The organism is Sphaerisporangium sp. TRM90804 (assembly GCF_029846175.1).
GTDB lineage: Bacteria > Actinomycetota > Actinomycetes > Streptosporangiales > Streptosporangiaceae > Sphaerisporangium.
Window position 1 is genome coordinate 12,422 of the sequence record NZ_JARWAC010000012.1, and the last position, 26,555, is coordinate 38,976.

At 73.4% G+C, this 26,555-nt stretch carries 22 protein-coding genes and 4 tRNA genes; 17 read left to right on the forward strand and 9 right to left on the reverse strand.

Annotated features, from left to right (window positions below):
• Positions 1–265 precede the first annotated feature (265 nt).
• Positions 266–1,525 (forward strand): glycosyltransferase 87 family protein, encoded by a 1,260-nt coding sequence (locus PYR91_RS16890; RefSeq protein ID WP_279780799.1) that lies wholly within the window; start codon positions 266–268, stop codon positions 1,523–1,525.
• Here PYR91_RS16890 and PYR91_RS16895 read toward each other — a convergent pair.
• On the reverse strand, positions 1,465–2,103 hold the full coding sequence (locus tag PYR91_RS16895; protein WP_279780801.1) for an MBL fold metallo-hydrolase: 639 nt from the start codon (positions 2,101–2,103) through the stop codon (positions 1,465–1,467). The two genes, PYR91_RS16890 and PYR91_RS16895, sit on opposite strands and share 61 nt — an antisense overlap.
• A gap of 76 nt (positions 2,104–2,179) precedes the next feature.
• The gene (locus PYR91_RS16900) at positions 2,180–3,916 is read right to left on the reverse strand and encodes a hypothetical protein (protein ID WP_279780802.1); all 1,737 of its coding nucleotides are present in this window, start codon (positions 3,914–3,916) and stop codon (positions 2,180–2,182) included.
• A 248-nt stretch (positions 3,917–4,164) separates the two neighbouring features.
• Here PYR91_RS16900 and PYR91_RS16905 point away from each other — a divergent pair, with 248 nt between their 5' ends.
• Together PYR91_RS16905 and PYR91_RS16910 are read left to right on the forward strand one after the other, a co-directional pair.
• Positions 4,165–4,947, forward strand: coding sequence for a winged helix-turn-helix domain-containing protein (locus PYR91_RS16905; RefSeq protein ID WP_279780803.1), 783 nt, complete (start codon positions 4,165–4,167; stop codon positions 4,945–4,947).
• On the forward strand, positions 4,944–5,699 hold the full coding sequence (locus PYR91_RS16910; RefSeq protein WP_279780804.1) for an SRPBCC domain-containing protein: 756 nt from the start codon (positions 4,944–4,946) through the stop codon (positions 5,697–5,699). Before PYR91_RS16905 ends, PYR91_RS16910 begins: the two co-directional genes overlap by 4 nt.
• Before the next feature lie 95 nt (positions 5,700–5,794).
• Here PYR91_RS16910 and PYR91_RS16915 read toward each other — a convergent pair whose 3' ends face one another.
• The 5 genes from PYR91_RS16915 to PYR91_RS16935 all read right to left on the reverse strand — a co-directional run bounded on the left by PYR91_RS16915 (position 5,795) and on the right by PYR91_RS16935 (position 7,045).
• Positions 5,795–6,439, reverse strand: coding sequence for an SRPBCC family protein (locus PYR91_RS16915; protein ID WP_279780805.1), 645 nt, complete (start codon positions 6,437–6,439; stop codon positions 5,795–5,797).
• Between the two features lie 214 nt (positions 6,440–6,653).
• A tRNA-Val gene (locus PYR91_RS16920) sits at positions 6,654–6,725 on the reverse strand.
• Positions 6,726–6,741: 16 nt separating this feature from the next.
• Positions 6,742–6,814: transfer RNA gene (locus tag PYR91_RS16925), tRNA-Gly, on the reverse strand.
• A gap of 75 nt (positions 6,815–6,889) precedes the next feature.
• Positions 6,890–6,960: transfer RNA gene (locus PYR91_RS16930), tRNA-Cys, on the reverse strand.
• Positions 6,961–6,972: 12 nt separating this feature from the next.
• A tRNA-Gly gene (locus PYR91_RS16935) sits at positions 6,973–7,045 on the reverse strand.
• A gap of 287 nt (positions 7,046–7,332) precedes the next feature.
• Here PYR91_RS16935 and PYR91_RS16940 point away from each other — a divergent pair.
• The 3 genes from PYR91_RS16940 to PYR91_RS16950 all read left to right on the forward strand — a co-directional run bounded on the left by PYR91_RS16940 (position 7,333) and on the right by PYR91_RS16950 (position 10,465).
• Positions 7,333–7,608 carry a hypothetical protein gene (locus tag PYR91_RS16940; protein WP_279780806.1) on the forward strand — a complete coding sequence of 92 codons (276 nt, stop codon included), beginning with the start codon at positions 7,333–7,335 and terminating at the stop codon, positions 7,606–7,608.
• A gap of 17 nt (positions 7,609–7,625) precedes the next feature.
• Entirely contained in the window at positions 7,626–9,446 is a 1,821-nt protein-coding gene (gene glmS / locus PYR91_RS16945; RefSeq protein ID WP_279780807.1) for a glutamine--fructose-6-phosphate transaminase (isomerizing), read from the forward strand.
• A gap of 62 nt (positions 9,447–9,508) precedes the next feature.
• Positions 9,509–10,465, forward strand: a complete 957-nt coding sequence (locus PYR91_RS16950; RefSeq protein WP_279780808.1) for a pirin family protein — start codon at positions 9,509–9,511, stop codon at positions 10,463–10,465.
• A gap of 25 nt (positions 10,466–10,490) precedes the next feature.
• Here the strand turns inward: PYR91_RS16950 and PYR91_RS16955 are convergent, their stop codons facing one another.
• On the reverse strand, positions 10,491–11,342 hold the full coding sequence (locus PYR91_RS16955) for an EamA family transporter (RefSeq protein WP_279780809.1): 852 nt from the start codon (positions 11,340–11,342) through the stop codon (positions 10,491–10,493).
• A gap of 35 nt (positions 11,343–11,377) precedes the next feature.
• Between PYR91_RS16955 and PYR91_RS16960 the strand changes: the two genes are divergently transcribed.
• From PYR91_RS16960 to PYR91_RS17005, 10 genes are all read left to right on the forward strand, one after another.
• Positions 11,378–11,869, forward strand: a complete 492-nt coding sequence (locus PYR91_RS16960) for an Lrp/AsnC family transcriptional regulator (protein ID WP_279780810.1) — start codon at positions 11,378–11,380, stop codon at positions 11,867–11,869.
• A 47-nt stretch (positions 11,870–11,916) separates the two neighbouring features.
• Positions 11,917–12,807 carry a virginiamycin B lyase gene (locus PYR91_RS16965; RefSeq protein ID WP_279780811.1) on the forward strand — a complete coding sequence of 297 codons (891 nt, stop codon included), beginning with the start codon at positions 11,917–11,919 and terminating at the stop codon, positions 12,805–12,807.
• A gap of 116 nt (positions 12,808–12,923) precedes the next feature.
• The gene (locus tag PYR91_RS16970) at positions 12,924–13,967 is read left to right on the forward strand and encodes a LacI family DNA-binding transcriptional regulator (protein WP_279780812.1); all 1,044 of its coding nucleotides are present in this window, start codon (positions 12,924–12,926) and stop codon (positions 13,965–13,967) included.
• Position 13,968: 1 nt separating this feature from the next.
• Complete coding sequence (locus PYR91_RS16975) at positions 13,969–15,237, forward strand: extracellular solute-binding protein (RefSeq protein WP_279780813.1); 1,269 nt, start codon at positions 13,969–13,971, stop codon at positions 15,235–15,237.
• Positions 15,237–16,184 (forward strand): sugar ABC transporter permease, encoded by a 948-nt coding sequence (locus PYR91_RS16980; RefSeq protein ID WP_279780814.1) that lies wholly within the window; start codon positions 15,237–15,239, stop codon positions 16,182–16,184. Before PYR91_RS16975 ends, PYR91_RS16980 begins: the two co-directional genes overlap by 1 nt.
• 79 nt (positions 16,185–16,263) lie before the next feature.
• Complete coding sequence (locus tag PYR91_RS16985; protein WP_279780815.1) at positions 16,264–17,076, forward strand: carbohydrate ABC transporter permease; 813 nt, start codon at positions 16,264–16,266, stop codon at positions 17,074–17,076.
• Positions 17,077–17,133: 57 nt separating this feature from the next.
• Positions 17,134–18,666 carry a glucoamylase family protein gene (locus PYR91_RS16990; protein ID WP_279780816.1) on the forward strand — a complete coding sequence of 511 codons (1,533 nt, stop codon included), beginning with the start codon at positions 17,134–17,136 and terminating at the stop codon, positions 18,664–18,666.
• Between the two features lie 80 nt (positions 18,667–18,746).
• Positions 18,747–20,573 carry a hypothetical protein gene (locus tag PYR91_RS16995; protein WP_279780817.1) on the forward strand — a complete coding sequence of 609 codons (1,827 nt, stop codon included), beginning with the start codon at positions 18,747–18,749 and terminating at the stop codon, positions 20,571–20,573.
• Between the two features lie 403 nt (positions 20,574–20,976).
• The gene (locus tag PYR91_RS17000) at positions 20,977–22,659 is read left to right on the forward strand and encodes a histidine kinase (RefSeq protein WP_279780819.1); all 1,683 of its coding nucleotides are present in this window, start codon (positions 20,977–20,979) and stop codon (positions 22,657–22,659) included.
• Complete coding sequence (locus PYR91_RS17005; RefSeq protein ID WP_279780820.1) at positions 22,656–23,318, forward strand: response regulator transcription factor; 663 nt, start codon at positions 22,656–22,658, stop codon at positions 23,316–23,318. Before PYR91_RS17000 ends, PYR91_RS17005 begins: the two co-directional genes overlap by 4 nt.
• A gap of 268 nt (positions 23,319–23,586) precedes the next feature.
• Here PYR91_RS17005 and PYR91_RS17010 read toward each other — a convergent pair whose 3' ends face one another.
• Positions 23,587–24,861: a polyprenyl synthetase family protein gene (locus PYR91_RS17010; RefSeq protein WP_279780821.1), complete on the reverse strand. Its 1,275-nt coding sequence runs from the start codon at positions 24,859–24,861 to the stop codon at positions 23,587–23,589.
• Between the two features lie 546 nt (positions 24,862–25,407).
• Between PYR91_RS17010 and PYR91_RS17015 the strand changes: the two genes are divergently transcribed.
• Positions 25,408–26,367: a tripartite tricarboxylate transporter substrate-binding protein gene (locus PYR91_RS17015; protein ID WP_279780822.1), complete on the forward strand. Its 960-nt coding sequence runs from the start codon at positions 25,408–25,410 to the stop codon at positions 26,365–26,367.
• The last annotated feature ends 188 nt before the right edge of the window (positions 26,368–26,555 follow it).

The window sequence follows — 26,555 nt, forward strand, 5'->3', positions numbered from 1 at the left end:
CTCGGGACGACGTCCGGCCACGCCGGTCGCGATCTGGCCCGCGCCCATCGCGCGCCAGGTCCTGCGCGCGGCTCCGCCGTTTTTCCGGCGATCGGGAACGGTCGGCGCAAGCGAGGCACGACAAGCTTTGGACAAGCCGGCGTGGCTAGCGTGCACCGTAGCCGAGTCGGGAGTCGCCATGCCTTCAGTGACAGCCGGTCCGCGAATTCGTCTGGGCAGGAGAGATGGCGACTCCTTCCAAATGGCATGCGGAGTCTTGATCGCGGTGAGTGGCGCGCTGACGGCCTTCGTCTTCAACGCGATCTATGCGGAGGGCTGGATCGATCTGGAGGTTTACCGGGAGGGCGGAGCGGCGGTACTGCGGGGCACCCCCGTATATGACCTGCTCGTGGGTGAGAGGTGGCTGAGGTTCACCTACTCGCCCTTCGCGGCGATGCTGTTCACGCCTCTCGCCCTGGTGGGAATGGAGGTCGCCGTCGCCCTCTGGGTGCTGATCTCCATACTCGCCCTTGAGGCGGTGATATGGATTCTCGTCGGCCGCACCGGGGTGAAGCGCCGTGGTCGCCGGGCGAATCGCACGTTGTTGGTCGTCGTCGCGGTACTTCCCCTGTACCCGGTGATGCTGACGCTGTGGAATGGGCAGATAGGCATCATTCTGCTACTGGTGACAGTTGTGGATCTGACGCACGGCAACGAGAAGTGGCGCGGCGTGGCGACGGGCGTCGCCGCCGGTGTCAAAGTCACCGCACTGATATTCATCCCCTACCTTCTCGTCACGCGCCGTTTCCGGGCCGCCCTGATGGCCTGCTTGGGTTTTCTCGGCACGGTGGGCCTCGGATTCCTGCTGCTGCCGGCCGATTCGCGCGATTACTGGGGTGGCGCGTTCTTCGACACGCAACGGGTGGTCGCCGGGCAGGGGGCGGATTTCTTCAACCAGTCGCTTCGCGGCGTGCTCATGCTCATGCCCGGCTCTTGGCCGACCGTGCCCCTCTGGCTGGCCCTGTGCGCGGTAGTCGGCGCGGGTGGGCTCCTGGTCGCCGCGTGGGCTTCGAAGAAGGTGGGCGAGCTCGCCGGAATCACCGCCTGCGCCATCGTGGGTCTGCTTGTCTCACCCGTCTCCTGGCCGCACCACTGGGTCTGGTGCGTACCGCTCCTGGTGCTCTGGGCGCAGCGCGCTCGGCGCGTGGACGCCAGGCTGGAGAAGGTGGGCGTGGCGTTCCTGTGGCTCGTCTTTCTACTGCCCGGATACATCGCCCTTGCCACGCTTCTCAGGTATCCGTCCCACGCGGGAATGTGGCTGATTCCGCTGACGGGTAGTTATGTGCTCAGCGGATTGTCGGCATTGCTGGCGCTCGCGGTTTACTTCGGCTGGAGCGACCGGCGAGGCAGGCGCGGGTCGGGAGACGGCTATCCGGTTTCCGTCGTTCCGGGATCGCCGCCGGGCATGCCGATCCGTCTTCTAGATCACGACCCCGGGATGGACCGCTTGAGGTCGACCGACCCGCCCAGCGGGATGCGGGCGTAGTCGGTCGTGTCCTCCTCCAGCAGCCACCCGTCGAAGTTGTCCATGCCGATGTCGCTGAGGTTGGCGTCGTGGATGGGGAACGTGCGGGCCGGGCGTACGGCTCGGACGAACTCGATGGCTTCGCCGAGCTTCAGCCACGGGCCGGAGGCCGGGACGAGCAGCGTCTCGACTGGTTCGGCGGGGACGAACAGGGAGTCTCCGGGGTGGTAGAGGCCGTCGACGATGAAGCCGAGGTTGGGGCAGCCGGGCAGGCCGTCGATTATCTCGGCGTGCGCGCCGCCGACGGCACGCACGGTGAACCCGGCCGCGGTGAAGGTGTCTCCCACCGCGACGGCGGTCACACCGTCGCCGAGGGTCGCGGCGAGGGCGGCATGGGTGTGGACCGTCAGCGCGGGGTTGCCCTCTCGGGCCGCGGCGAGCTTGCCGGCGTCGACGTGGTCCTCGTGCTCGTGGGTGACGAGCACGGCGGTGGCGCCGGCCAGGGCTTCGGTCTCGGAGAGGGTGCCGGGGTCGATCACGAGCACCCGATCTCCGGCTTCAAGGCGTACACAGGCGTGGCCGTACTTCGTCAGACGCATCTGATCAACTTACCTTCGCGCCGTCTCCGGTCGCCCGTGGAAGGGCGGCGGAGGGCAGGGTGCGCTCGGGTACCGCTCACGACTTCAGCCTCAGGCGCTGCCTCGACGCGCCCGGAAACACGACGACCAGGTGCTCTTCCCCCGCGTCGCCGACCCGCACGTAGGCACGCAGCCGGTAGCGGCCCTTTCCGGTGATCGCCAGGTTCGGCATCGGGGCGCCCGCGCCCACGTCTCCGCGCTCGCCCATCTCCGGCACGGTGAGCCGGCCGGTGCGGCTCACGATCGGCACCTCGGTGACCAGATCCCACCCTGCCGTCCGCCGCGGCGGCGCGGTGCGTAAGGCCTTCACCGTGAGGCACAGTTCGATGACGTCCTCGATGTGCCCGATGAGCACCGCGCTGTCGGCCACCCCGATGAGGGAGTTGTCGTCGTAGGCCCTGTCCGTCGCCTGCTCCGCCGCCTTGTCGGCCGCTTCGGCCTCGGGGTCGTGGACCAGATAGCCGAAGTCGCCGTCGGCGAACAGGAAGTAGTTGGCCGTGGCCTGGACGACGCCCTTCGTCCGGGGCCACGGGTCGCGGCACCTCGCGTTCTGCTCGGCGATGTAGGCGGCGTTCGCCGCCTCCGTCTCCGCGGTCGACCGCAGCAGGTCGGGATGGGTCGCGCCGATGATCTCCGGGCAGACGTAGACGAGGTCCCACGGGTCCGCGCCCCAGGCGGGCCGCGCGCTCCCGGCCCGCGTCAGGATCGCCTCCTGCTCGGCGCGGTCCTTCGCGCGGCACAGCGTCCGCCCGTACGCGAGGACCTCCTGGTCCGACAGGCTGTCGGGGAACATGGGCCAGATCCCGCCGTCCGTGCTCCGTGCCCGGCACAGGAAGGCGGCGTCGCGCTCCGAGGGCTTCAGGTCGCCGAAGCCGGGCCGGTCGTAGCAGTCCATCGACCAGCCGGTGTAGGTGAGGCGCGGGCTCTGCTCCGGGTGGATCAGCGCGATGACCGGCAGTACGGCCACGGCCGCCACCGCGACGCGGATCACGCGCAGCCGCGCGGGCGGAAGGCCGGCCGGGCGGCCCTCGGCGGGCATTTCACGGGCGGTCGCCGCGATCCACACGGTGCTGACGAGCCCCACCGCGTCGATCACGACCAGCATCGCCAGATTGCCGCTGAAGGTGGTTCCGATGAGAACGTTGAGCGGGATCACCAGCACGTAGAAGCCCGCCGACAGCCACCCGGCGACCAGCGTGCCGCGGCTCCACCGGCCGTCGCGCCGCTGCCCGACGACCGTGATGACGGTCGCCGCGACTCCACCCACCACCAAGGCCAGTTCGGCGACGCCGCCCGGTCCGAGCTCCGGGAGGTCGAGTTCGTCGAGCAGCTGGTTGGCCATCCCGGCCAGCTCGACGGCGAACATAGCCCCGGCCGCCGCGCGCAGCATGCGGGACCGCCAGCGGATGACGAGCAGGTAGAGGACGCTGATCGCGGTCCACAGCGCGAGCTGGAACGCCGCGTCGACCGCGTCGGGAAGCAGCGCGACCGGGTACCACAGCACGAGGGTGTACACCACCGCCAGATACAGCAGCCGGCGCAGCGCCTTCTCCCGGCGGTCCAGCGGTCCGGGCGCGGGGGCACGCACGATCAGCCACAGGAGCGCGGCCTTCACCAGGGCGGCCACGAGCAGCACCACGGTCGTCGAGGTGCCGAACCCGTCGCCCGCGTAGAACGACCTCGCATGATTCGGCGGCGACCATTCGACGGCCACCCAGAGCCAGGCGTCGCCGAGCACCAGCCCCGCGACCGCCGCCGCGAGAAGCAGCCCCACCAAGCCAACCCTGGTAAACCGCCAGAAACTCTCCGAAAGCACGGGACGTGATCTTAGTCCGGCCCTGCCGATCAGGCTTCATGATCTCCGACGCGACGCGGATTCGATGATGGTCCGATACGCCTCCCCTCCTCAGCGGCGCCGTCGTGGCCGGTTGTGCCGAGCCCGGCCGGAGTCGTGCCGTCCGGCCACAACCAATTGACAGTTTTTCTTGTCTATTGGAGAGTGGGGGCGTGCCGGAAGCTCGCATGAGACTGCTGGAGCGGCCGGGGGAGGTGCGTGGAGCGCTCGCCCCCCTGCGCCGCCGGTTGCTCGCGCGGCTGGCGACGCCCGCCTCGGCCACCGAGCTGGCCGGTGAGCTGCGGCTGAGCAGGCAGAAGGTCAACTACCATCTGCGCAAGCTTGAGGACGCGGGGCTGGTCGAGCTGGCCGAGGAGCGGCGGCGGCGGGGCTTCGTCGAGCGGGTGCTGCGGGCGAAGGCCGACACCTATGTGATCGACCCGTCCCTGATGACGAGCACCGACGAGCCGGCCGGGCACGCTACGGCGCACGGTGAGAACTCCGCCGAACCCGGCCCGGCTGCCCAGGGGCCCGGGCCCGGGTCGGAGCGGTACAACCGGGTCGCCGACCGGCACGCGGCCGACCATCTGGTCGCGGTCGCCTCGTCGGCCGTTCGTGACGTCACGCGCATGCAGTCGGCCGCGGGGCAGGCCGGGCGGCGGCTGCTGACGTTCACGCTGGAGACCGAGGTCCGCCTCGCCGAACCGGCCGACCTGCACCACTTCACCGAGGCCCTCGCGGACGCCGTCGCCGAGGTGGTGGCGCGGTTCGACAGCGACACCGGCCGCCGCTACCGCGTCATCGGCGCCGGCCACCCCGCGCCGCGCGCGGACGGCACGGAGCCGCCCTCCGCGCCCGCCGCCGGCACGGAGCATTCCCCCTCACGCGCCGACGGCATGGAGCGCTCGGCTCCGCGCGCCGGAGGCGTGAGGCACCCCTGCACCGACGAATCGACAGGAGAACGGTCATGACCGACCAGGGTAAGCCGGCCGTCATCGAGGTCACCATCGCGGCGCCGGCCGAGACGGTCTGGCGGGCTCTGCGTGAGCCGGACGTGATCCGGCGGTGGCACGGGTGGCACTACGACGGGCTCGACGAGGAGATCGAGACGATCTTCGTGACCGGTGTCACCGAGGACGCGGACGAGCACGTGCTGGAGGTGCAGGGGGGCGACCGGTTCAGCCTGCACGCCGCCGGGGACGGCACGGTGGTCCGGCTGACGCGGGCGCCGATCGGGTCCAACCCCGAGTGGGACGCCTACTACGACGACATCACCGAGGGCTGGTACACCTTCCTGCACCAGCTGCGCTTCGCCGTCGAGCGGCACGGGCTCGCCGAGCGGCGCACGGTGTTCCTGGAGGGCGTGCTGGAGCAGCCGGGCATCCTGGTCGACGCGCTTGGCCTGCGCGGGGTCGCCGGGCTGGCGCCGGGCACGCCGTACAAGACCGGTACGGCCGCCGGGTCGCTGACCGGCGAGGTCTGGGCCGCCTCCGGCAACCAGCTCCTGCTGCGGGCCGAGGAGTTCGGCGACGGCCTGGCCGTGCTCGCCCAGCAGCCGCACGCTCCGTACCGCCCCGACGGCGGCGTGCTGCTCGTGCTCACCACCTATGGCCTCGACGGCGCCGGGCACGCGGCCGTCGAGAGCCGCTGGACCTCCTGGTGGGAGCGGCACCGCGTCACCCCGGAACCCGGGGCCGCCGACGGCCCGGACGGGCACGCGTAAGGGGCACATGGGGCACCCTCGCCCCATCCGGCCGAGTGAAGGCCCTCACGGGAGGGCGGGCGCGATCCGTTCGCCTCGCGGTGCCCCCGCGTGGGTCACGACTCGGAGGGCTCCTCGGTGCCGGTGTAGAAGGCCGTGGTGCGGGCGGCGGCGGTGCGGGCCTCGGTCTCGTCGGTGCCGGAGGCCACGTTGGCCTCGCGCCAGGCCTCGCTGCTGAGCTCGGCGAAGCGGCGGCCCTCCTCGGAGAGGGACCACTCGGCGGCCTCGGCGGGGTCGACCGGCTCGCCGGTCGCCAGGTGCTCGGTCAGGCCGCGGAACGCCAGGTCCCAGCCGACGCCGGTGGCGCCCGGGCCGTACCGCGCCCAGATCGCGTCGTCGACGTGCGCGATGTGCTCCAGCTCGAACCGCGTGCGGTCGTCGGACTCGGGAGTGAGGCGGACCTCGATCCAGCTCATGCCACCGCCGTACTCCCAGGTGGCGGCGAAGCTCTTGGGCGGGTCGCAGCGCTCGATCACGCCGCCCGCGTTGCCTTCGAGCTGGTAGCGGCCGCCGAGGCGCAGCTCGCCGGAGACGGGCAGGAACCACCGCGGGAGGCGCTCGGGGTTGGTGCAGGCGTCCCAGAGGTCGTCGAGCGTGCTGTCGTAGCTCTGGCTGACGATCGTGACGCGCGCCTCTCCCGCCTGGAGCACGCGGCTGCCCACGGTGCGCCGCACGGCGGCGATCTGGTCGGTGATCTCCATGATGGTCGTCCTTTCCGGGATCGCGCGCTCCCTCGGCATGTTCCGCAGGAGGTCACGGGACGCGCATTCCGCGAAGCTACTATGCATAGCTTATATAAGTAAATCCCTATAAAGGGGCGGGAAGTGATGGAAGGCCCGCAGGGTCACGGCGGGGGAGGGCGCTTCGGGGAAAGGAAAATCCCCAGGCGGTGGGGCCTGGGGACGGATACGGGGGTGGGCGATACTGGGATTGAACCAGTGGCCTCTACCGTGTCAAGGTAGCGCTCTCCCACTGAGCTAATCGCCCTCGATGAGGAACTCAGAGCGGACGACGGGATTCGAACCCGCGACCCTCACCTTGGCAAGGTGATGCTCTACCAGCTGAGCCACGTCCGCATGATCACCGAGGCGGTGAGCCCCGGGGATGCCTGCCCTACTTTACCGGATCCCGAGGGTACGGGAATCCCGTAGAGGTGGAGACGGGATTTGAACCCGTGTACGCGGCTTTGCAGGCCGCTGCCTCGCCTCTCGGCCACTCCACCAGGAGTTCTGCGAGCGGACGACGGGATTCGAACCCGCGACCCTCACCTTGGCAAGGTGATGCTCTACCAGCTGAGCCACGTCCGCGTGGACCGACAGGAGTACCTCGGTCACGCACAGACTCTAGCGCCTCCGCGGCCCCCGCGCGCGCAGTCCGCCACGCGAGCCGCGGCGCGAGGTGACGACGGCGGCGATCGGGGTAGCGGTCGCCCCATGCCCGTCCCCGGTCCACGTCCGGACGCCCCGCGCCGGGGCGCCGGTGCGGCGCGGACCCTACCGCACGGAACACTCAAGGGCGCGTTTGCGCGTGATCCTGCCCGGATTCGGGCAGGAACCTTGGCGTGTCCGCGTTCTCCTGCGTAGAGTCTCCGCCTGTGTCCACGGCGCGGCCCCTCCACGAGGATCTGATCCAGCACCTGACCCGGACGACGTCGCTCGGGCCGGGTGAGGCCGCGCGTGTGGTGGCGGAGGTCGTCACCTACTTCTCCGAGCCGGCCGAGGACTTCGTGCGCCGCCGGCACGCCGAGTTGAAGGCCCGGGGGCTCACCAACGAGCAGATCTTCCCCGGGATCGCCGTCGAGCTGTCCGCCCGCCCTGTCGCGGCCCCCGAGCTGTCCCTGCGCCAGCTGCGCCGCATCGTGTACGGCTAAGCGCCAAGGAGATTTATATGTGTGGAATTGTGGCCTATGTCGGACCTAAGGACGCGGCGCCGATCCTGCTCGAAGGCCTGCAGCGCCTGGAATACCGGGGCTACGACTCGGCCGGCCTGGTGGTCAGCAACAAGGGCCTGAAGGTGCGCAAGGTGAAGGGCCGGGTGGCGGAGCTGGCGGCGGCCGTCCCCGCCCGTTTCAAGGGCGGCCTCGGCATCGGCCACACCCGCTGGGCCACGCACGGCGTCCCCAACGACGTCAACGCCCACCCCCACCTCGACAACGCCGAGCGCATCGCGGTCGTCCACAACGGCATCATCGAGAACGCCGACGAGCTGCGCGCCAAGCTGGAGGCCGACGGCGCCGTCTTCGCCTCCGAGACCGACACCGAGGTCCTCGCCCACCTCATCGCGCGCACCGCCGAGGAGGCCGAGTCGCTGGAGGAGGCGGTCCGAAAGGCGCTCAAGAGCGTCGTCGGCACCTACGGCATCGCGGTGATGGACGCCAGGCGCGCCGGGGAGATCGTCGTCGCGCGCAACGGCAGCCCGATCGTCATCGGCATCGGCGAGAAGGAGATGTTCGCCGCCTCCGACGTCGCAGCCCTGGTGCGCTACACGCGCCAGGTGGTCCACCTGGAGGACGGCGAGCTGGCGGTGCTCCAGGCCGACGGCTTCCGCACCTTCACCAGCGACGCCCGCGTCACCTCCAAGGAGCCGCTGACCGTCGACTGGGACGCCGGCCACTACGACACCGGCGGCTACGAGCACTACCTGCTCAAGGAGATCTCCGACCAGTCCGAGTCGGTCGCACGCACGCTGCGCGGGCGCCTGGACGACCGCTTCCACATCGCCCACCTGGGCGGGCTGAACCTCGACCCGCGCGAGACCCGCGCGTTCCGCCGGGTGAAGATCATCGGGTGCGGGTCGGCCTACTACGCCGGCCAGATCGGCGCCCAGCTCATCGAGGAGCTGGCCCGCATCCCCGCCGACGCGGAGCCGGCCTCGGAGTTCCGCTACCGCAGCCCGGTCGTCGAGCACGACACGCTGTACGTCGCGGTCAGCCAGTCGGGGGAGACCTACGACACCCTGGCCGCCGTGCAGGAGCTCAAGCGCAAGGGCGGCCGGGTGCTCGGCATCGTCAACGCGGTCGGCAGCGCCATCGCGCGCGAGGTCGACGGCGGCGTCTACCTGCACGCCGGGCCGGAGGTCTCGGTGGCCTCCACCAAGGCGTTCACCTCCACCGCCGTGGCGTTCGCCCTGATCGCCCTGCACTTCGGCCGGGTGCACGACCTGTCGCCGGCCGACGGCAGGCGCATCGTGGAGGGCCTGCGCAAGCTGCCCGACCAGATCCAGGAGATCCTCAAGCAGAACGACGCCATCGAGGCCGTCGCCCAGAAGTACGCCTCGCACGCCGGGATGATGTTCGTCGGCAGGGTGCGCGGCTACCCCGTGGCCCGCGAGGGCGCGCAGAAGCTCAAGGAGATCTCGTACGTGCACGCCGAGGCGTACCCGGCGAGCGAGCTCAAGCACGGCCCGCTGGCGCTGATCGGCCCCGAGATGCCCACGGTGGCGATCGTCCCGGACGACGAGCTGCTCGACAAGAACCTCACGACTCTGGGCGAGATCCGGGCCCGCGGCGGCAGGGTGGTCATGATCGGGCACAGCGAGCCCGACGCCAAGCTGGCCGAGGACGTCATCCTGGTGCCCAAGAACGAGGTCGAGCTCGACCCCATCCTGCTGACCATCCCGCTGCAGCTCCTGGCCTACCACGCCGCCGTCGCGCTCGGACGCGACGTCGACAAGCCGCGCAACCTGGCCAAGAGCGTCACGGTCGAGTAGGCCCGGTTCGGGCCGTCACCCGGCCGTCGTACACCGCCATCCGGCCGTCGTACAGTCGGCGGATGAGCAACGTGGAGCGCGAACCGCGCGAGACGGCGGCCGGCGGCCGGGACGACGCCTCCGACGGGCCGGTGCGCGAGCTGCTGGCGGGCCGGCCCGTGGCCCTCGGCGGGCCGCGGGCCATGCGGGTGACGCGCACGCTGCCCGACCGGCGGCGGCGCATGGTCGGCGCGTGGTGCTTCGCCGACCTCTACGGGCCCGAGACGGCCGTCATGAACGTGCCGCCGCACCCGCACACCGGCCTGCAGACGGTGAGCTGGCTGCTGGAGGGCGAGGTGCTGCACCGCGACAGCCTCGGCAGCGAGCAGGTGGTCCGCCCCGGCCGGCTCAACCTCATGACGGCCGGCCGCGGCGTCTCCCACTCCGAGGAGTCGGCCCGCGGCGAGGGCGTGCTGCACGGCGTGCAGCTCTGGGTGGCGCTCCCCGGGGCCGACCGCGACGTGGCGCCGGCGTTCGACCACCATCCCGAGCTGCCCGTGCTCGACGGCGACGGGGCCACGGTGACGGTGGTCATGGGGGAGCTGGCCGGCCTGCGCTCGCCCGCCCGCGCCTACACGCCGCTGCTCGGCGCGCAGGTCGACCTGCGCGAGGGCGCAGCCGTCGAGCTTGCGGTGAACCCCCGCCACGAGTACGCCGTGCTGGCCCTGTCGGGCGCCGTCGAGGTGGAGGGCGCCGAGGTCGAGCCCGGCCCGCTGCTCTACCTCGGCTCCGGGCGGGCCGGGCTGTCCTTCCGGGCCCCGCGTGGCGCGCGTGCCATGCTCATCGGCGGCGAGCCGTTCGACGAGGAGATCGTCATGTGGTGGAACTTCGTGGGCCGCTCCCACGACGACATCCTGCGCTACCGCAAGGAGTGGGCCCGGGGAACCGCCTTCGGCACCGTACCCGCCTACGACGGCGCCCCCCTGCCCGCCCCGCCCCTGCCCACCACCCTGCTCAAGCCCCGGGGCCGCCGCGGCTGACCGGCCGGCGGCCGAGGGCGCGCGATCACACGCGCTCCTGCGAACGGCGCTCCCGGTGCAGCGCCACCGCGAAGATCACCAGACCCACCCCGGCCATGTCGGGCACCGTGGGAAGCTGCCGCAGCACGAGGACGCCGACCACGGCCGCCGTGGCGGGGAGCAGGGCGACGAACAGCGCGTAGCTGGACCGCCGCATGCGCGCCATCGCCAGCTGGTCACAGACGTAGGGGATGACCGACGAGCTGATCCCGACCCCGATCGCGGCGCCCAGCAGCACGACGTCGCCGAAGGCCGGGGCGGCCGGCACCAGGGTCGCCGGCGTCACCAGGACGGCGGCCGCCAGCATGGCCAGGGCCAGCCCGTCGACGCCCTCCATCAGCCGGGAGACGCGGTGGGCCAGCACGATGTAGGCCCCGAAAAGCGCGGCGTTGGCGAAGGCCAGCACCAGTGCCGGCCCGTCCCCGCCCGGCTGGAAGCCCGTGAGCAGGTAGACGCCGGCGACGGCGCCCGCCAGCGCGACGGCGTTGCGGGGCGTCCGGGCGCCGAGCGCGGCGAGGGCGATGACCGGCACGAACTCGATCGCGGCCACGGTCGCCAGCGGGAGCCGTTCGATGGCCAGGTAGAAGCAGCAGTTCATGGACGCCAGCACGGCGCCCAGCCCCGCCACCGTCCAGCGCCCCCGCGCGTCCAGCCCCGCCCACGCCCGCCAGGGGCGGCGCCACACCGCGAACACCGCGGCGGCGCTCCACACGCGCAGGCCCGCCACTCCCAGCGGCGCGACCTGGGCGAACAGCAGGACGGCGAAGGCCGGGCCGAGGTAATGGAACAGGGCGCTCCCGACGAAGTAGGGCCAGGGGGAGCGGGGAGTGGCGATCACCACCGCATTGTGCGCGGACTCGTTAGCGTTGAGGAATGACGAACCGAAGGCTGCGCCCCGAACGCGCCTACGAACCCAAGGCCGTCGACGCGCTCGACCGGCGAATCATCGTCGAGATGCAGGCCGACGCCAGGGTGAGCTTCGCGGAGCTGGGCCGCAGGGTCGGCCTGTCGGCGCCGGCCGTGGCCGAGCGCGTGCAGAGGCTGGAGGAGACCGGCGTGATCACCGGCTACCACGCTGAGGTGAACCCGAGGGCGCTGGGATTCGTCATCACCGTCAACGTCCGGATCCGCCCGGCGATCCGCGAGCTGCCGCGCGTCGCCAAGATCGCCCAGGAGGTGCCGGAGGTCGTCGAGTGCCACCGGATGACCGGTGAGGACTGCTACTCGCTGACCCTGCACCTGCGCGCCGTCGAGGACCTGGAGCCCATCCTCGACCGCTTCACCCCTTTCGGGCGCACCACGACGTCGATCCTGCAGTCCTCCCCGGTCCCGCGCCGCCCCCTGCCGCTGGAGATCGGCGAGTGACCGGCGCGCGGCCCGGCTCCTGCCCGCCGAGAAGGAGCGCTGAACCCGTGACGATCGAGGAGATCCCCGTGTCGGGGCCGGAGGCCGGGCCGTACGCCGTCACCGTGGGGCCCGACGGCATGCTGTGGTTCACGCTGGTGCACCAGGGGGCGGTCGCGCGGTTCGACCCGGCCACCCGGGAGGTGGTGACCCACCCGGTCGGCGCCGGATCCGGGCCGACGGTCATCACGAGCGGCCCCGACGGGGCGCTGTGGTTCACCCGGTACAAGGACCACCGCATCGGCCGCGTCACCACCGGCGGGCAGGTCACGTCGTACGCGCTGCCGACCCCGGGCGCGGGGCCGTTCGGCATCGTGGCCGGGCCCGACGGGGCCCTGTGGTTCACCGAGTCGCCGGTCGACCGCATCGGCCGTGTCACCGTCGCCGGGACGGTCACCGAGTTCCCGCTCCCCGTCCCCGCGGCCTTCCCGTCGGCCATCGCCGCGGGCGGGGACGGCGGGCTGTGGTTCACGATGAACGGGGCCGACGCGATCGGCAGGATCGGCACCGGCGGACAGGTGACGGTCCACCCGCTCCCGTTCCCCGGCTCGGCCCCGGTCGGCATGGCGGCGGCGCCGGACGGCGCGCTGTGGTTCACCGAGATCGGCGCGGGCCGCATCGGCCGCATCCGGCCGGACGGCGCGATCGAGGAGTTCACGCTGCCCGACCCCGCGTCCCGCCCGCACGCCGTCACGGTGGACGCGCACGGCGACTGCTGGTTCACCGAGTGGGCCGCCAACCGCGTCGGCCGGCTCACCCCCGCCGGCGACTACCGCGGGTACGACCTGCCGACCCCGGCCTGCGAGCCGCACGGCATCACCGTCGGCCCCGACGGGGCGCTGTGGGTCGCCCTGGAGATCGGCGCGCTGGCCCGCCTGGAGGTCGGCCGCGGGGGCTGACGCTCCTGGTGCGAAAGTGTTTACTTCCCGGACATATGGCGGCATACTCGGGGGCCTGTAAGCGCTTCCACCGGCTTCCGGCCGTGGATGGAAGCGCTTACATGCGGAGGAGGGTGATGGACGAGCGTGCCGACGCGCAGGCCGGCGGGGTGACCATCTACGAGGTCGCCCAGCGGGCCGGGGTCTCGATCGCCACCGTGTCCCGCACGCTGCGCGGCACCGGGCCGGTGGCCGGGGCGACCCGCGAGAAGGTGCTGCGCGCCGTCGAGGAGCTCCGCTTCACCCCCAGCAGGGCGGGCGTGAGCCTGGCCGAGGGCCGGCACGCCGCCAACGGCATCGTCTTCCCCAACCTGTCGGGCCCGTACTTCGCCGAGGTCCTCATCGGCTACGAGGAGGTCACCTCGGAGCTGGGCCGCTCGGTCGTCATCCTGTCCACCAAGGGCCGCGAGCCGACGCCCCGGGGCACCGACGCGATCAGGGACGCCGTGCGCGAGCTGGCCGGCCGGGTGGACGGCCTGGTGGTCTTCGGCAGCACCGTCCCCGGCGACGTGGTGGAGGAGCTGGTCGCCTCGCGGCTGCCGCTGGTGCTCATCTCCCACGCGCCGATGCCGGGCGCGGTCACGCTGCGCAGCGAGAACACCGCCTCGGCCCGCGCGCTGGCCCACCACCTGCTCGGCCACGGCCACGCCGAGTTCGCCTTCCTCGGCGCGCCCTACGCCACGGGCGACGACGTCGACCTGCGTTGGCAGGGCGTCCGCGAGGTGCTCGGGGACGCCGTCCAGCCGGTGCTGACCGCCGAGTACACCGTCGAGAGCGGCTACCAGGCCGCGCTGCGGCTGCTGCGGGGCGCAGGCAGGCCGCGGGCCGTCATCTGCTCCGACGACGAGGTCGCGCTGGGCACGATCCTGGCCGCCGAGGAGCTGGGCCTGTCGGTGCCGCACGACGTGGCCGTCACCGGGTGGGACGACATCATGGCCGCCCGCCACGCCCGGCCCGCCCTGACCACGGTGCGCCAGCCGATGCGCGAACTCGGCGCCCGCGCCGCCCGCGCCCTGGACGCGCTGATCGCCGGGCTGGGCGTCGAAGACGCCCACCGCACCCTCGACACCGAACTGATCGTCCGCGGCAGTTGCGGGCCGCACCCCCCAGGAGGTCATTGAGTTGAAGCGATACACCACCGGCTCCCTCGCCCTGCTCACCGCCGGTCTCGTCGCGCTGGCCGGGTGCGGGCGCGCGTCCGACGGCGGCGCCGCCGAGGCGCCGAAGGACGTCGACACCAGCGCCGCGGCGACCGGCACCCTGTCGGTCTGGGCGATGGGCACCGAGGGCGAGGCCCTCGCGTCCTTCGCCAAGCAGTTCGAGACGGCCAACCCCGGCATCAAGGTCACGGTGACGCCCGTCGGCTGGGACGTCGCCCACGACAAGATCACCGCGTCGATCGCGGGCCGCAGCACCCCGGACGTCAGCATGATCGGCTCCACCTGGATGGGCGAGCTGGCCAAGTCCGGCGCCGTCGACCCGACCCCGGGCAACGTCATCGACAAGGCCGCGTTCTTCCCCAGCGCGTGGGGGACCGTCGAGGTGGACGGCACCGCCTACGGCGTCCCGTGGTACGTCGAGACCCGCGTGCTCTACTACCGCAAGGACCTGGCCGACAAGGCGGGCGTCGCCCCGCCGGCCACCTGGGACGAGACCAAGACCTTCGTCAAGGCCCTGCAGAAGGCCGGCGCGGAGCAGGGCATGCAGCTCAACTACACCGTCGGCTCATGGCAGGAGATCCTGCCGCTGGTCTGGCAGCAGGGCGGCTCGATCACCGGCGCCGACGGCAAGTGGACCTTCGACACCCCCGAGCTGGTCAAGGCGCTGGAGGTGCAGCGGTCGTACTTCGAGGAGGGGCTGGCCTCCAACAAGGTCGACCCCGCGTCGTTCCCGGCCAGCTTCTTCAAGGGCGACGTCGGCGCGTACTACTCGGGCCCGTGGATGATCGCCGGGATGGAGAAGGACGGCGGCCCCGGCTTCGCGGAGAAGTTCGGCGTCGCGCCCTACCCCAAGGGCAGCGCGAGCGGCACCAGCTTCATCGGCGGCAGCGACCTGGTGGTCTTCAAGGACTCCGCCAACCGGGACGCCGCCTGGAAGTTCGTCCGCTGGCTCAGCGAGCCGGCGACGCAGGCCAAGTGGTACAGCGCGGTCAAGGCGCTGCCGAGCGTCCAGGCCGCCTGGGAGCTGCCCGAGGTGTCCGCCGACGAGCGCGTCGCCGTCTTCGGCGAGCAGCTCAAGGACGCCAAGACCCCGCCCCCCTTCCCCACCTGGGACCAGATCTCCAAGGCGATCGACCAGGAGGTCGAGAAGGTCGCCCTCGGCAAGACGTCACCCAAGGACGCCGCCAAGGCGATCCAGGCGCAGGCCGACGCGGTCGGCACCGGCCTCTGATGGCCGTCCAGACCCCCGCCCGGGCGCCCGCCGACCGGCGCGGCGCCCGGCCCCGGGGGCGCGCGGCGCCGCGCCCGCCGGGGAAGGCGGGCAAGGCCTGGCTGTTCTCGACCCCGTTCCTGCTGGTGTTCGGGCTGATGTACGCGATGCCGCTGATCGCCGGGCTGGTCATGGGCTTCACCGACATGCGCAGCACCGACGTCCGCAACCCGCTGGCGGTGAACTTCGTCGGCCTGGAGAACTACGAGCGCCTGTTCCAGGACGAGGCCATGCGCAGAGCGGCGACCAACACGCTGTTCTTCGTGGTGACCACCACGCCGTTGACGATCGCGGCGGGCCTGGCCGCGGCCATGCTGCTGGACTCCGGGATCACCCGGTTGCGCACGTTCTTCCGCCTCGGCTACTACCTGCCGTACGTCACCAGCATCATCGGCATCGCGGTCGCCTGGCGGCTGCTGCTCGACCCGCAGGCCGGCCTGGTCAACGACCTGCTCAGGACGGTCGGGATCGACGGCCCCGCCTGGCTGCTGGACGAGCGGACGGCCCTGCCCTCGCTGGTCCTGATGACGGCGTGGCGCAACTTCGGCTTCGACATGGTGGTGTTCCTCGCCGCGCTGCAGAGCGTCCCGCGCGAGCTGTACGAGGCGGCGCAGGTCGACGGCGCGGGGACGTGGGCCCGGTTCCGCCGGATCACCGTGCCGATGCTGCGGCCCGCCCTGCTGTTCTGCGGCGTCTACAGCGCGGCCGGCTTCCTGCAGTTCCTGGAGGAGCCGCTGGTGATGACCAGGGGAGGCCCGCTCAACTCGACGCTGTCGGCGTCGCTGGCCATCTACAACCAGTTCGGCTTCGGCAACTACGGCTACGGGGCCGCCGCCGCGACCGTGCTGTTCACCGTCATCGCCGCGTTCTCGTTCGCGCAGTTCCGATGGCTACGCCCCCGCACCTGACAGGAGGCCCGGCAGTGATCCGCTACGACACCCCCCGGCCCGGGAGGCGACCATGGTCACCGGCCGAATGAGAGGCCGCGTGAGAGTCCGCACCGCCGTGCTGTACACGGCTCTCACGGTGGGGCTGGTCGCCGTCGCCGGCCCGTTCCTGTGGACCGTGCTCGGCTCCTTCAAGCCCGACGCGGAGATCCGGCGCGACCCGCCCACCTTCCTGCCCGCCGAGTGGATCGGCGGCAACTACGCGGCGCTGTTCGAGCGCATGGACGTCGTCACCGTGACGATCAACAGCGTCGTCGTGGCGTCGGTGGTGGTCGCCTCCAACCTGCTGTTCTGCTCGCTGGTCGCCTACGCGCTCACCAAGCTGGACTTCGCGGGCGGGCGGCTGGTCTTCGGGCTGGTGCTGCTGCAGATGATGGTGCCCGGCATCGTCCTGCTCATCCCGCAGTTCGTCACCATCGCCAGCTTGAACCTGGCCGACACCTACGCGGGCATCGTGCTGCCCGGCCTGGTCACCCCGCTGGGCGTCTTCATGATGCGGCAGTTCATGGCCGACATCCCCGACGAGCTGGTGCAGGCCGCGCGCGTCGACGGCTCGGGCGAGTTCCGCATCTTCTTCCAGATCGTCATGCCGCTGTGCAAGCCCGTGCTGGCGACGCTGGGCCTCATCACCTTCATGGGCTCGTGGAACGCGTTCCTCTGGCCCGCCGTCGTCGCCCAGCACAAGGAGATGTACACCCTGCCCGTCGCGCTCGCCAGCCTGTCGGGGCGCGACAGCGTCCACTACGGGATGCTGCTCGCCGGCGTGGTCGTCGTCATCACGCCTGTCCTGCTGTTGTTCGTCGCCCTGCAGCGCTACTTCGTCCAGGGCGTGGCGACGGCCGGCCTCAAATGAGCCCGCGCCCGGCGCCCCCCGCCCACCCCCCGACCGCCCGCGCCACTGGAGGCAGCCTTGCGTAGAACCGTTCTCACCTGGGCGCTGGCCCTCGGCCTCGCCGCGACGCCGGCCGCCGCGGCGGCCGGCACGGAGCCGTCCCGCACCGAGCCGTCCCGCACCGCCGTGCTGCGGGCCTACGCCGCCGACACCTGGCGCTCGATGGCGGCCATGGTCGAGCCGCGCACCGGGATGCCGTCCGACAAGGTCTCCGGCGACCTGCGCACCCGGGCGAAGGTCACCTCGCCCACCAACGTGGGCACCTACCTGTGGAGCACGCTCACCGCCCGCGACCTGAAGCTGATCGGCCAGGCCGAGACGACCGTGCGGGTCGCCAGGGCGCTGGCGGCGCTCGACCGCCTGGAGCACGACACCGCCACCGGCCTGTACTACAACTGGTACGACCCCGCGACGCTCCAGATCGTGCGCACCTGGCCCGACAGCGGCGACCCGGTGCGGCCCTTCGTGTCCAGCGTCGACAACGCCTGGCTCGCCGTCGCGCTGATGATGGTGAAGAACGCCCTGCCCGGGCAGGCCGCCAAGGCCGGGCGCATCCTGTCGGCGATGGACTTCAGCGCCTTCTACGACCCCGACGGCCAGCCCGACGCCGGCACCGGCCTCATGACCGGCGGCTACTGGCCCGAGAAGCCCGAGGGCTGCTCCCAGGAGACCGACTACGCGGGCACCGGCACCACGGTGTACTCCACCTGCCACCGCTACGGCGCCATGTCCGAGACCCGCATCGTCACCTACGTCGCCGTCGCGCTGGCCCAGGTGCCGGCCAACCACTACTTCGGCCTGTGGCGCACCTTCCCCGACACCTGCGACTGGGGATGGGCCGACCAGAAGCCGCAGGGCACCTGGCAGACCTTCCAGGGCGTCCGCGTCTTCGAGGGCACCTACGGCTACCGCGGCATGCGGTACGTCCCCACCTGGGGCGGCAGCATGTTCGAGGCGCTGATGGCCAACCTGATGGTCCCCGAGGAGACCTGGGGCGCGAAGAGCTGGGGCCGCAACCACCCGGTGCACGTGGCGGCGCAGATCGAGCACGGGCTGCGCGAGGCGAAGTACGGCTACTGGGGCTTCTCGCCGTCCAACAACCCCGCCGGCGGCTACCGCGAGTACGGCGTCGACCCGCTCGGCATGGACACCGACGGTTACACCTCCGACCAGGAGCGCACCTCGACCGACCCCGGCTACGGCGACTGCCGGCCCGCCAAGCCCGAGCCCGAGCGCTACGGGGACGGCGTGGTGACGCCGCACGCCTCCTTCCTGGCCCTGCGGTACGCGCCCGGCGCGGCGCTGGACAACCTGGCCAGGCTGAAGGCCGGCTTCGACGCCTACGGGCCCGGCGGCTTCTACGACGCCGTGGCCGTGCGCAGCGGGCAGGTGTCCAAGGAGTACCTGGCGCTCGACCAGGGGATGGTCATGGGCGCGCTCGGCAACGCCCTGGCCCGCGACAACCTGCGCCGCTACTTCACGCCGGGAGGTCCCGAGCGCCTGCTGAAGCCCGTGCTCGGGCTGGAGGAGTGGGACGCCCGGCTCCGCTGACTCCACGGGCGCCGCGCGGCCGCGGCCGCGCGGCGCCCGCGGGCGACACGACCCACCACGAGCATCGGGGAGAAGAGCACATGACAGACTCCGCGCTTTCGGACTGGCGCCAGCGCATTCACCGGGCCTCGGGAGAGGCGAGCACGGCCGTCGGCACCGTGCCGGGCGTCCCGGCCGGGGTGCGGGCCTCGGCCGGCGCCGGGCACGTCACGCTGGAGTGGGAGCCGGTGCAGGGGGCGATCGGCTACCTCGTCCACCGCGCCGCGAGCGCCGCCGGGCCGTTCCTGACCACCAAGCAGCCCGACGTGGACGTCGCCGGCATCCCCGCCACCCGGTACGTCGACACGGCCGTCACCCCCGGCGAGACCGTCCACTACGTGGTGGCCGCGCTCGGCGCCGTGGACCTGCCCGGGGAGTTCTCCGCGCCGGTGGAGGCCACCCCGCACGAGGGCGGCGAGCGCGTGACCGAGGTCCGCGTCGACGCCGCGCGGGTGACGCGCCCGCTGCCGCGCCCCTGGCGGCCCATGGTCGGCTCCGAGCACCTGTCGCACATGCTGAGCGGCGAGCGCACCGGCGGGCGGCCCGTGGGCGCGGAGCTGGTGGAGGCGCTGCGCGTCATGCACGACGAGCTGGGCGTGCGCGCCGTGCGCGCCCACGCGGTGCTCGGCGACGACCTCGGCGTCTACCGCGAGGTGGACGGCGAGCCCGTGTACGACTTCGACGGGGTCGACCGCGTGTACGACACGCTCACCGGCCTGGGGCTGCGGCCGGTGGTCGAGCTGGGCTTCATGCCGCGCGACCTGGCCGCCGACCCGTCCAAGACCGTGTTCGAGTACAAGGCGATCATCTCGCCGCCCAAGGACTACAACCGGTGGGGAGACCTGGTGCAGGCCCTGGTCGCGCACCTGGCCGACCGGTACGGGCTGGAGGAGCTGGTCGAGCACTGGTCGTTCGAGGTGTGGAACGAGGCGAACCTGGAGGTGTTCTGGAGCGGCACCCCGCAGGAGTACTTCCGGCTGTACGACGTCACCGCGGCGGCCGTGAAGAGCGTGCACCCCGGGCTGCGCGTCGGCGGGCCGTCCAGCGCGGCCAACGGCTGGGTGGAGGAGCTGATCGCCCACACCGCCGAGTCAGGCGCGGCGCTCGACTTCGTCTCCACCCACACCTACGGCAACGCGCCGCTCGACTGGCGCCCGGTGCTGGACAGGCACGGCAGGCGGGGCACGCCGATCTGGTGGACCGAGTGGGGCCCGACGCCCACGCACTTCCACGGCATCGGCGACGGGCCGTTCGGCGCGGCCTTCGTGCTGCACGGCATGCGGTCGGCCGCCGGCCGGGTCGAGGCCCTGTCGCACTGGGTGGCCTCCGACCACTTCGAGGAGCTGGGCCACCCGCCCAGGCTGTTCCACGGCGGCTTCGGCCTGCTCACCGTGGGCAACCTGCGCAAGCCGCGCTACTTCGCGCTCGCCCTCGCCGACCGCCTGGGCGAGCAGGAGCTGGCCGTGGACGTCCGGGGCGACGCCGCCGGCATCGAGGCGTGGGCGGCGCGGGACGACGACGGCCGCACCGGCGTGCTGGTGTGGAACCACACCTTCGACCAGACCAAGGTGCGCGGCTCCGCCGTCCTGGCGCGTCACGTCACGGTGACCGTGGACGGGCTGCCCGGCGCCCGCCACCGCCTGACCCACCACCGCATCCAAGAGGGCCGCTCCGACATCGAGAGCGTGTGGAGCGCCATGGGCGGCGGCGACTGGCCGGACGACGACCAGTGGGCGGAGCTGCGGTCACGCAACACCCTGGACGAACTGCACCCGCCCACGACCGTCGAACCGACCGACGGCGCCCTGACGGTCACCTTCGACCTGCCGATGCCGGCCGTCTCCTTCATCGAGCTCACCCCGCTCTAAGCCCCGCCTGCCCACGCCCCACCCGGACGTCCCCGGCCGGTTCCGGCGCCGGCGCGCCCGGACGTTCCGTGGCGGGGCGCCGGTCGTTCCGGTGGGGCCGGTCTGCTTGGGAGTTCGGTGGCGGGGCGTGGGTGGTTTGGCGGGCCGGTCTGCTTGGGAGTTCGGCGGGGCGTGGGTGGTTTGGCGGGCCGGTCCGCTTGGGAGTTCGCCGGTGGGGCGTGGGTGGTTGGGGCGGGCCGGTCTGATCGGACGTTCCCTGGCCGGGGCGCGGGTGGCTCGGCGGCGGCCCGGCCGGCCCTGACCGGACATCTTCCGGCCGGGGCGCGGGCGGTGCCGGTCGGCGCCGGCCCGATGGGCGACGCCCGTGCCCCGGGCGGGGCGCGGCGGGGGGAGAATGGCGGGCGTGAGGGTTCGTGCGGTGGTCGGGCCGCTGGTCAGCGGCGCGACGTACCGGCGCGGGGTCTACCTGCTGCTCGGCGCCGTGCTCCTGCTGCCGTACGTCCTCGCGGCGGCCGCGTTCGTCCAGTTGCTCACCCAGCCCGCGACGCCGCCCGGGCTGGCGCTGATCCTGCTCGCCATGGCGCTGGTGGTCGGCGGGCTCCCGCCGTTCCTGCGCGGCACCCGAGCCCTGGAGATCGCCGCGGCCCGCTCGCTGCTCGGCGTCCCGCTGCCCGACCCGCCCGCCCGCGCCGAGGCGGGGCGTCAGGGCCGCGAGACCCGGCTGCGCGCCGCGCTGTGGTTCGGCGTCCACCTGGTCACCGGGGGAGTGGTGGCGCTGCTGGTGCTCATCCCGCTGACCATGGGCCTGGCGCTCGTGGCACGGCTTCTCGGCGTCGCCGGGTTGGAGCCGGACGCCCTGAGCCTCGGCCCGCTCGGCCGGCCCGGCCCGTTGTGGCAGGCGCTGCTGGGAGTGGGCCTGCTCCTCGGCGTCCCGTACGCCGTCGCCGGGCTGGGCGCGCTGGCAGCCGTGATGGCCCCGGTGCTGCTGGGGCCGTCCACGGCCGAGCGCATCGCGGTCCTGGAGGCGCGGGCGGCCCGGCTCGCCGAGCGCAACCGCGTGGCCCGGGAGCTGCACGACTCCATCGGCCATGCGCTGACGGTGACCACGCTGCAGGCGTCGGCGGCGCTCGAACTGCTCGACAGCGACCCCGAGTTCGCCCGGCGCGCCCTCACCGCCATCGAGGATGTCGGCCGCGCCGCCGCGGAGGACCTCGACCACGTCCTCGGCATGCTCCGCGAGGACCGTCCCGCGGGCGGCGGGCGACGCCCCGCGAGCCCCTCGCCGGACGCCCGCCCGGGCGAGCCGGGCGCCACGACGGACGAGCCGGACGCCGGGGCCGGCGAGCCGAGTGCCCGGCCGGGCACTCCGGAGGCCGGGCCGGGCACTCCGGAGGCCGGGCCGGGCGCTCCGGGGGCCGGGCCGGGCGGTCCGGGGGCCCGGCGGGGCGGTCCGGGCGCCGAGCCGGGCGCTCCAGGCGCCGGGGCGGGTGCTCCGGGGGCCGGGTTGGGCGGTCCGGGCGCCGGGGCGGGCGCTCTGAGGGCCGGGCTGGGCGCTCCGGATGCCGGACGGGGCGCTCCGGGGGCCGGGGCGGGCGCTCCAGGGGCCTTTCAGGGCAGCCCGCGGGCTGGGCGGGGCGGTCCGGGTGCCCGGCCGGTTGGCCCGGACGACCACCGCCTGGCCGACCTCGACCGGCTCGTCGCGCACTCGCGCGGCACCGGCATCGAGGTGCGCGCGGAGGTCGGCGGGCCGGTCGCGGGCCTTGCCGCGCCGGTGTCGCGTGAGGGTTACCGCATCATCCAGGAGAGCCTCACGAACGTGCTCCGCCACGCGGGCCCGGTGCCCGTCGCCCTGCGTGTCACCGTGGACGACCGCACTCTCGTCATCGACGTCGCCAACCCCGTCACCCGCCCGTCGCCGCGCCACGCGGGCGGGCGCGGGCTGGACGGCATGCGCGAGCGCGTCACCCTGCTCGGCGGCGCGATGACGGCCGGCCCAGACGGCGACCGCTGGCGGGTGTCGGTGCGCCTCCCGGCGGGCGGGGCCGCCGCGGAGCCGGGCCCGGCAGGGGAGGGCACGCGCCCGTGACGATCAGGGTGGGGATCGTCGACGACGAGGAGCTGATCCGGGTGGGGTTGCGGGTGATCCTCGACGCGCAGTCCGACCTCCAGGTGGTGGGCGAGGCGGCGGACGGCGCCGAGGTGATGGCGATGGTCGCCCGCACCCGTCCCGACGTGCTGCTCATGGACGTCCGCATGCCGGCGATCGACGGCATCGAGGCGACCCGCCGGCTGGTCGCCGCCTCTTCCGCCCCGCCGAGGGTCCTGGTGATCACCACCTTCGAGAACGACGACCACGTGTACGAGGCCCTGCGCGCGGGCGCGAGCGGCTTCCTGCTCAAGCGCACCCGACCGCCGCAGGTGGTCGAGGCGGTCAGGGTGGTGGCTAGGGGGGACTCCCTGCTCTTCCCCACCGCGATCCGCCGCCTGGCCGGAGCCCACGGCGCCGCGGGCGCGGGCCGGGCCGCGGGCCGCCTGCGCGCCGCCCGCCTGACCGAGCGCGAGGCGGAGGTCCTGCGCCTCATGGCCGCGGGCCAGTCGAACGCCGAGATCGCCACGACCCTCGTGGTCGGCGCGGAGACCGTCAAGACCCACGTGGGCAACGTCCTGGCCAAGCTGCGCGCCCGCGACCGCACCCAGGCGGTCATCCTCGCCTACGAGTCCGGCTTCGTCAGCCCCGCGGGCTGACCCGGCCGCCCGCCCGCGCCCCCGTTGACGGTGGGCACGGGCCGATCGCGTCCGGCGCCGCGGCGCCGTGCGGAGCGGTCCCCGTTCCGTGTCCCGGGTTGGGTGCGGTGGGTGGGCCGGGGGCGCCGGGTCGGCCGCGCGGGCTGAAGGCGTCCGGAGCGGTGGCGTTGTGCGGAGCGGCCCTCCGCTCCGCTCCCGGCTCCGTGCGGTGGGTCGGCGGGGGGCATGGCTGAACTTGGCCGGGGCCGAGGAGTCGTCGGGTGGGCGGTCAGGCGCGCGGGGCGATCCCGTCCGGAGCTCGCGTGCCCTGCGGGTCGACGCGCGCGACGACGTGGTCGCAGACGCTGAGCAGGGCGTCGCGGGCGGGGGAGGCGGGCAGGGCGCGCACGGCCTCGGCGGCTCGGCCGGCGTGGCGGCGGACCTCCGCGACGGATTCGGCGTAGCCGGGGGAGCGCCTCAGCAGGCGGGCGGCGGTGGCCAGGTCGTCCTCGCCGGTGAGGGGACGGGAGGACAGCATCCTTCTGAGGCGGGCCGACATGCGGTCCCGGCCGCGTGTGGCACGCAGCACCGGGAGGGTGGCCAGGCCCTGGCGCAGGTCGGCGTTGGGCGGTTTGCCCGCCGGCGAGGCAAGCCTGCCGACCCGCCTGGACGACCCGGCCGCGCCCCCGCTCCGGCCGCCCGCTCCAGTCACGTCCCCGCTCTGACCGCCCGCTTGGGCCGTGCTCCCGCTCCGGCCCCCTGTCCCGGCCGCGCCCCCGCTCTGACCGCCTGTCCCGGCCGTGTCCCCGTTCCGGCCGTCCGCTTCGGCCGCCCTCCTGCTCGGGCCGGCCGCGCCCCCGCTGCGGTCGGCTGCCCTGCCCTTGCGCGGGGACGGCCCGCCGTTGGAGAGGTCGAGGATGTCGTCGGAGAGCTGGAAGGCGACGCCCAGCGACTCGCCGTACGCGCCCAGGGCCTCGATCGCCTCGGGCGGGGCGCCGGAGGCGTGGGCGCCGAGCCGGGTGGAGAGCGTGAACAGGGCGGCCGTCTTGTCGGCGATCACGGTCATGTAGTGCCGCTCGTGGTCGGAGCCGCGGTCGGCGCCCTCGGTCTCGTGGAGCTGGCCCGCGACCAGGCGGGCCAGCATGCGGGCCTGCTCGTCGGTCGCCGCCGTCCCCAGCGGCGCGACGAGCTGGGCGGCCTTGGCCACCAGGTAGTCGCCGGCGAGGATGGCGACGCGGTTGCCCCACAGGGTGTTGACGCTGGCCACGCCCCGTCTGGTGGGCGCCTCGTCCATGACGTCGTCGTGGTACAGCGAGGCGACGTGCATCAGCTCGACGGCCGCGGCGGCGCGGATCACCCCGGGGCGGCCGGGGTGGCCCGATCGCGAGGCGAGCAGGGCGAGGGCCGGGCGCAGGCGCTTGCCGCCCGCGTTGAGCAGGTGCGTCGCGACGTCGGTGAGGAACGGGTCGTCGGGGGAGTCGAGCGTCGAGCGCAGCAGTGTGTCCACCGCCGTCAGGGAGTCGTCCATCCAGGCGGCCAGAGCGGGGTCGGAGACGGTCCACACGATGGTCAGCCCCCGAGCCCGCGGCCGACGCGGCCGCCGTGAGGTCGCGCGCGGACGTCCGGCGCGGCGGTGCCGGACGCGGGCTGTGGCACGCGGCGGAGTACCGGGGGCGGGCCGCTGCCCTCAGTGCGCCCGGTGTGGGTGAGGTGGCGTGGCGTGTGGATGGTCGGCGCGGCGGTGGCGGGCGCGGGCTGTGGCGTGTGGGCGGGTAGCGGCGGCCTGCCGCTGGCCGCTGTGCGCCCGGCCGGGGTCGCCGTGCCGGAGCCGCGCCCGGTTGGCGTCGCGCTGCTGGAGTCGCGTGGGGCGGTGGGTGAGGGTGTCGATGGCAAGGTGCCCCCTTGGACGAAGTGCGGGCTGGACGCGCCCGGCGTGGTTCCACGGTCCCGCGCGGCCCGCTCCGGCGACTCCCCCGCCGACAGGAACCCCGTCCCCCGGATGGGGGACGGAGGCGGAGCGGGTTCCAGGTGGGGCGACACGCCGGGCGGGTCGTGTGGACGGTCGCCGAAATGGGCATTTAGCCCTATATCGGGGGAAAGGGCGTGAACCATGCGTCGACGGCGGGTGCTCGCACTCGGTGCGGGACTCGCCGCGCTCGCCGCCGGTTGCGGGGACGCGTCTCCGGCGCGCCGGCTGGCGTCCAGGACGCTGTCGGTGGTGGTGCCGGGGCCGGTCGGCGGGGAGGCCGACCGGGTGGCGCGGTCGTTCACGGCGATCGCCGAACGCGGCGGGCTGACGCGCCGCGTCGAGGTGGTGAACCGGCCCGCGCGCCTGGCCCTGGTGGAGTACGTCCGGGCCGGGCCCGGGCACCTGCTGATGGCCGAGCCCGAGATGGTGGGAACGGTGCGCCCCACCCGGCAGGCCACCGCCTTCGCGGGCGCGACGCCGCTGGCCCGGCTCTGCGGGGAGTGGGAACTGCTCGTGGTGCCCGCCTCCTCCCGCATCCAGGCGTTCGGCGCGTTCGCCGACCAGATGCGCGGCGCCCCGGACCGGCTGGTGGTGGCGGGCGGGGGCGAGGGCGGCATGGACCACCTTCTGCTCGGCATGCTCGCGCAGAGCCTGGGCGTGGACCCCAGGGCGCTGCGTTACCTGGCCTGCCGCACCGGCGGCGAGGCCGTCGACGCCATGGCGGCCGGGCGGGCGGAGGCCGTCCTCGGCAGCCAGTCGGGCCTGCGCGAGCGGGTGCGGGCCGGTGACCTGCGTGTCCTCGCGGTCTCCTCGCCCGAACGGATCCCGGGCTTGGACGCCCCGACACTGCTGGAGTGCGACGTCCACCTGTACTGCGCGAACTGGCGCGCCCTGCTCGGCCCCGGCGACCTGTCGGGCGAGGACCGGTCGGCCCTGACCGCCCTGTGCAACCAGGTCACCGAGTCACCGCCCTGGGAGCGACTGTGCCGCCGCAACGGCTGGACGTCGCTCTACCTGGACGGCGAGGAGTTCCGGCAGTGGCTGCGCGTCGAGTCGGCCCGCCTGAGCCGCGCCTACGGCGACCTCGGCCTGCCCGCCTGAATACCCGGGACGTCTGACCGCCCGACCCGCTTGCGCGTCCAATACGCCCATCACGCCCGTCACGCCTGGGATGCCGGGACGTATGCGCGTCCGGGATGCCCGGACGGCGGCGCGCTTGAGTGCCGGGAGGTCTGCCGGGACGCCCGGATGCCGCGGGGCGTCTCCACGCCTGGGACGCCGTGGCGCCT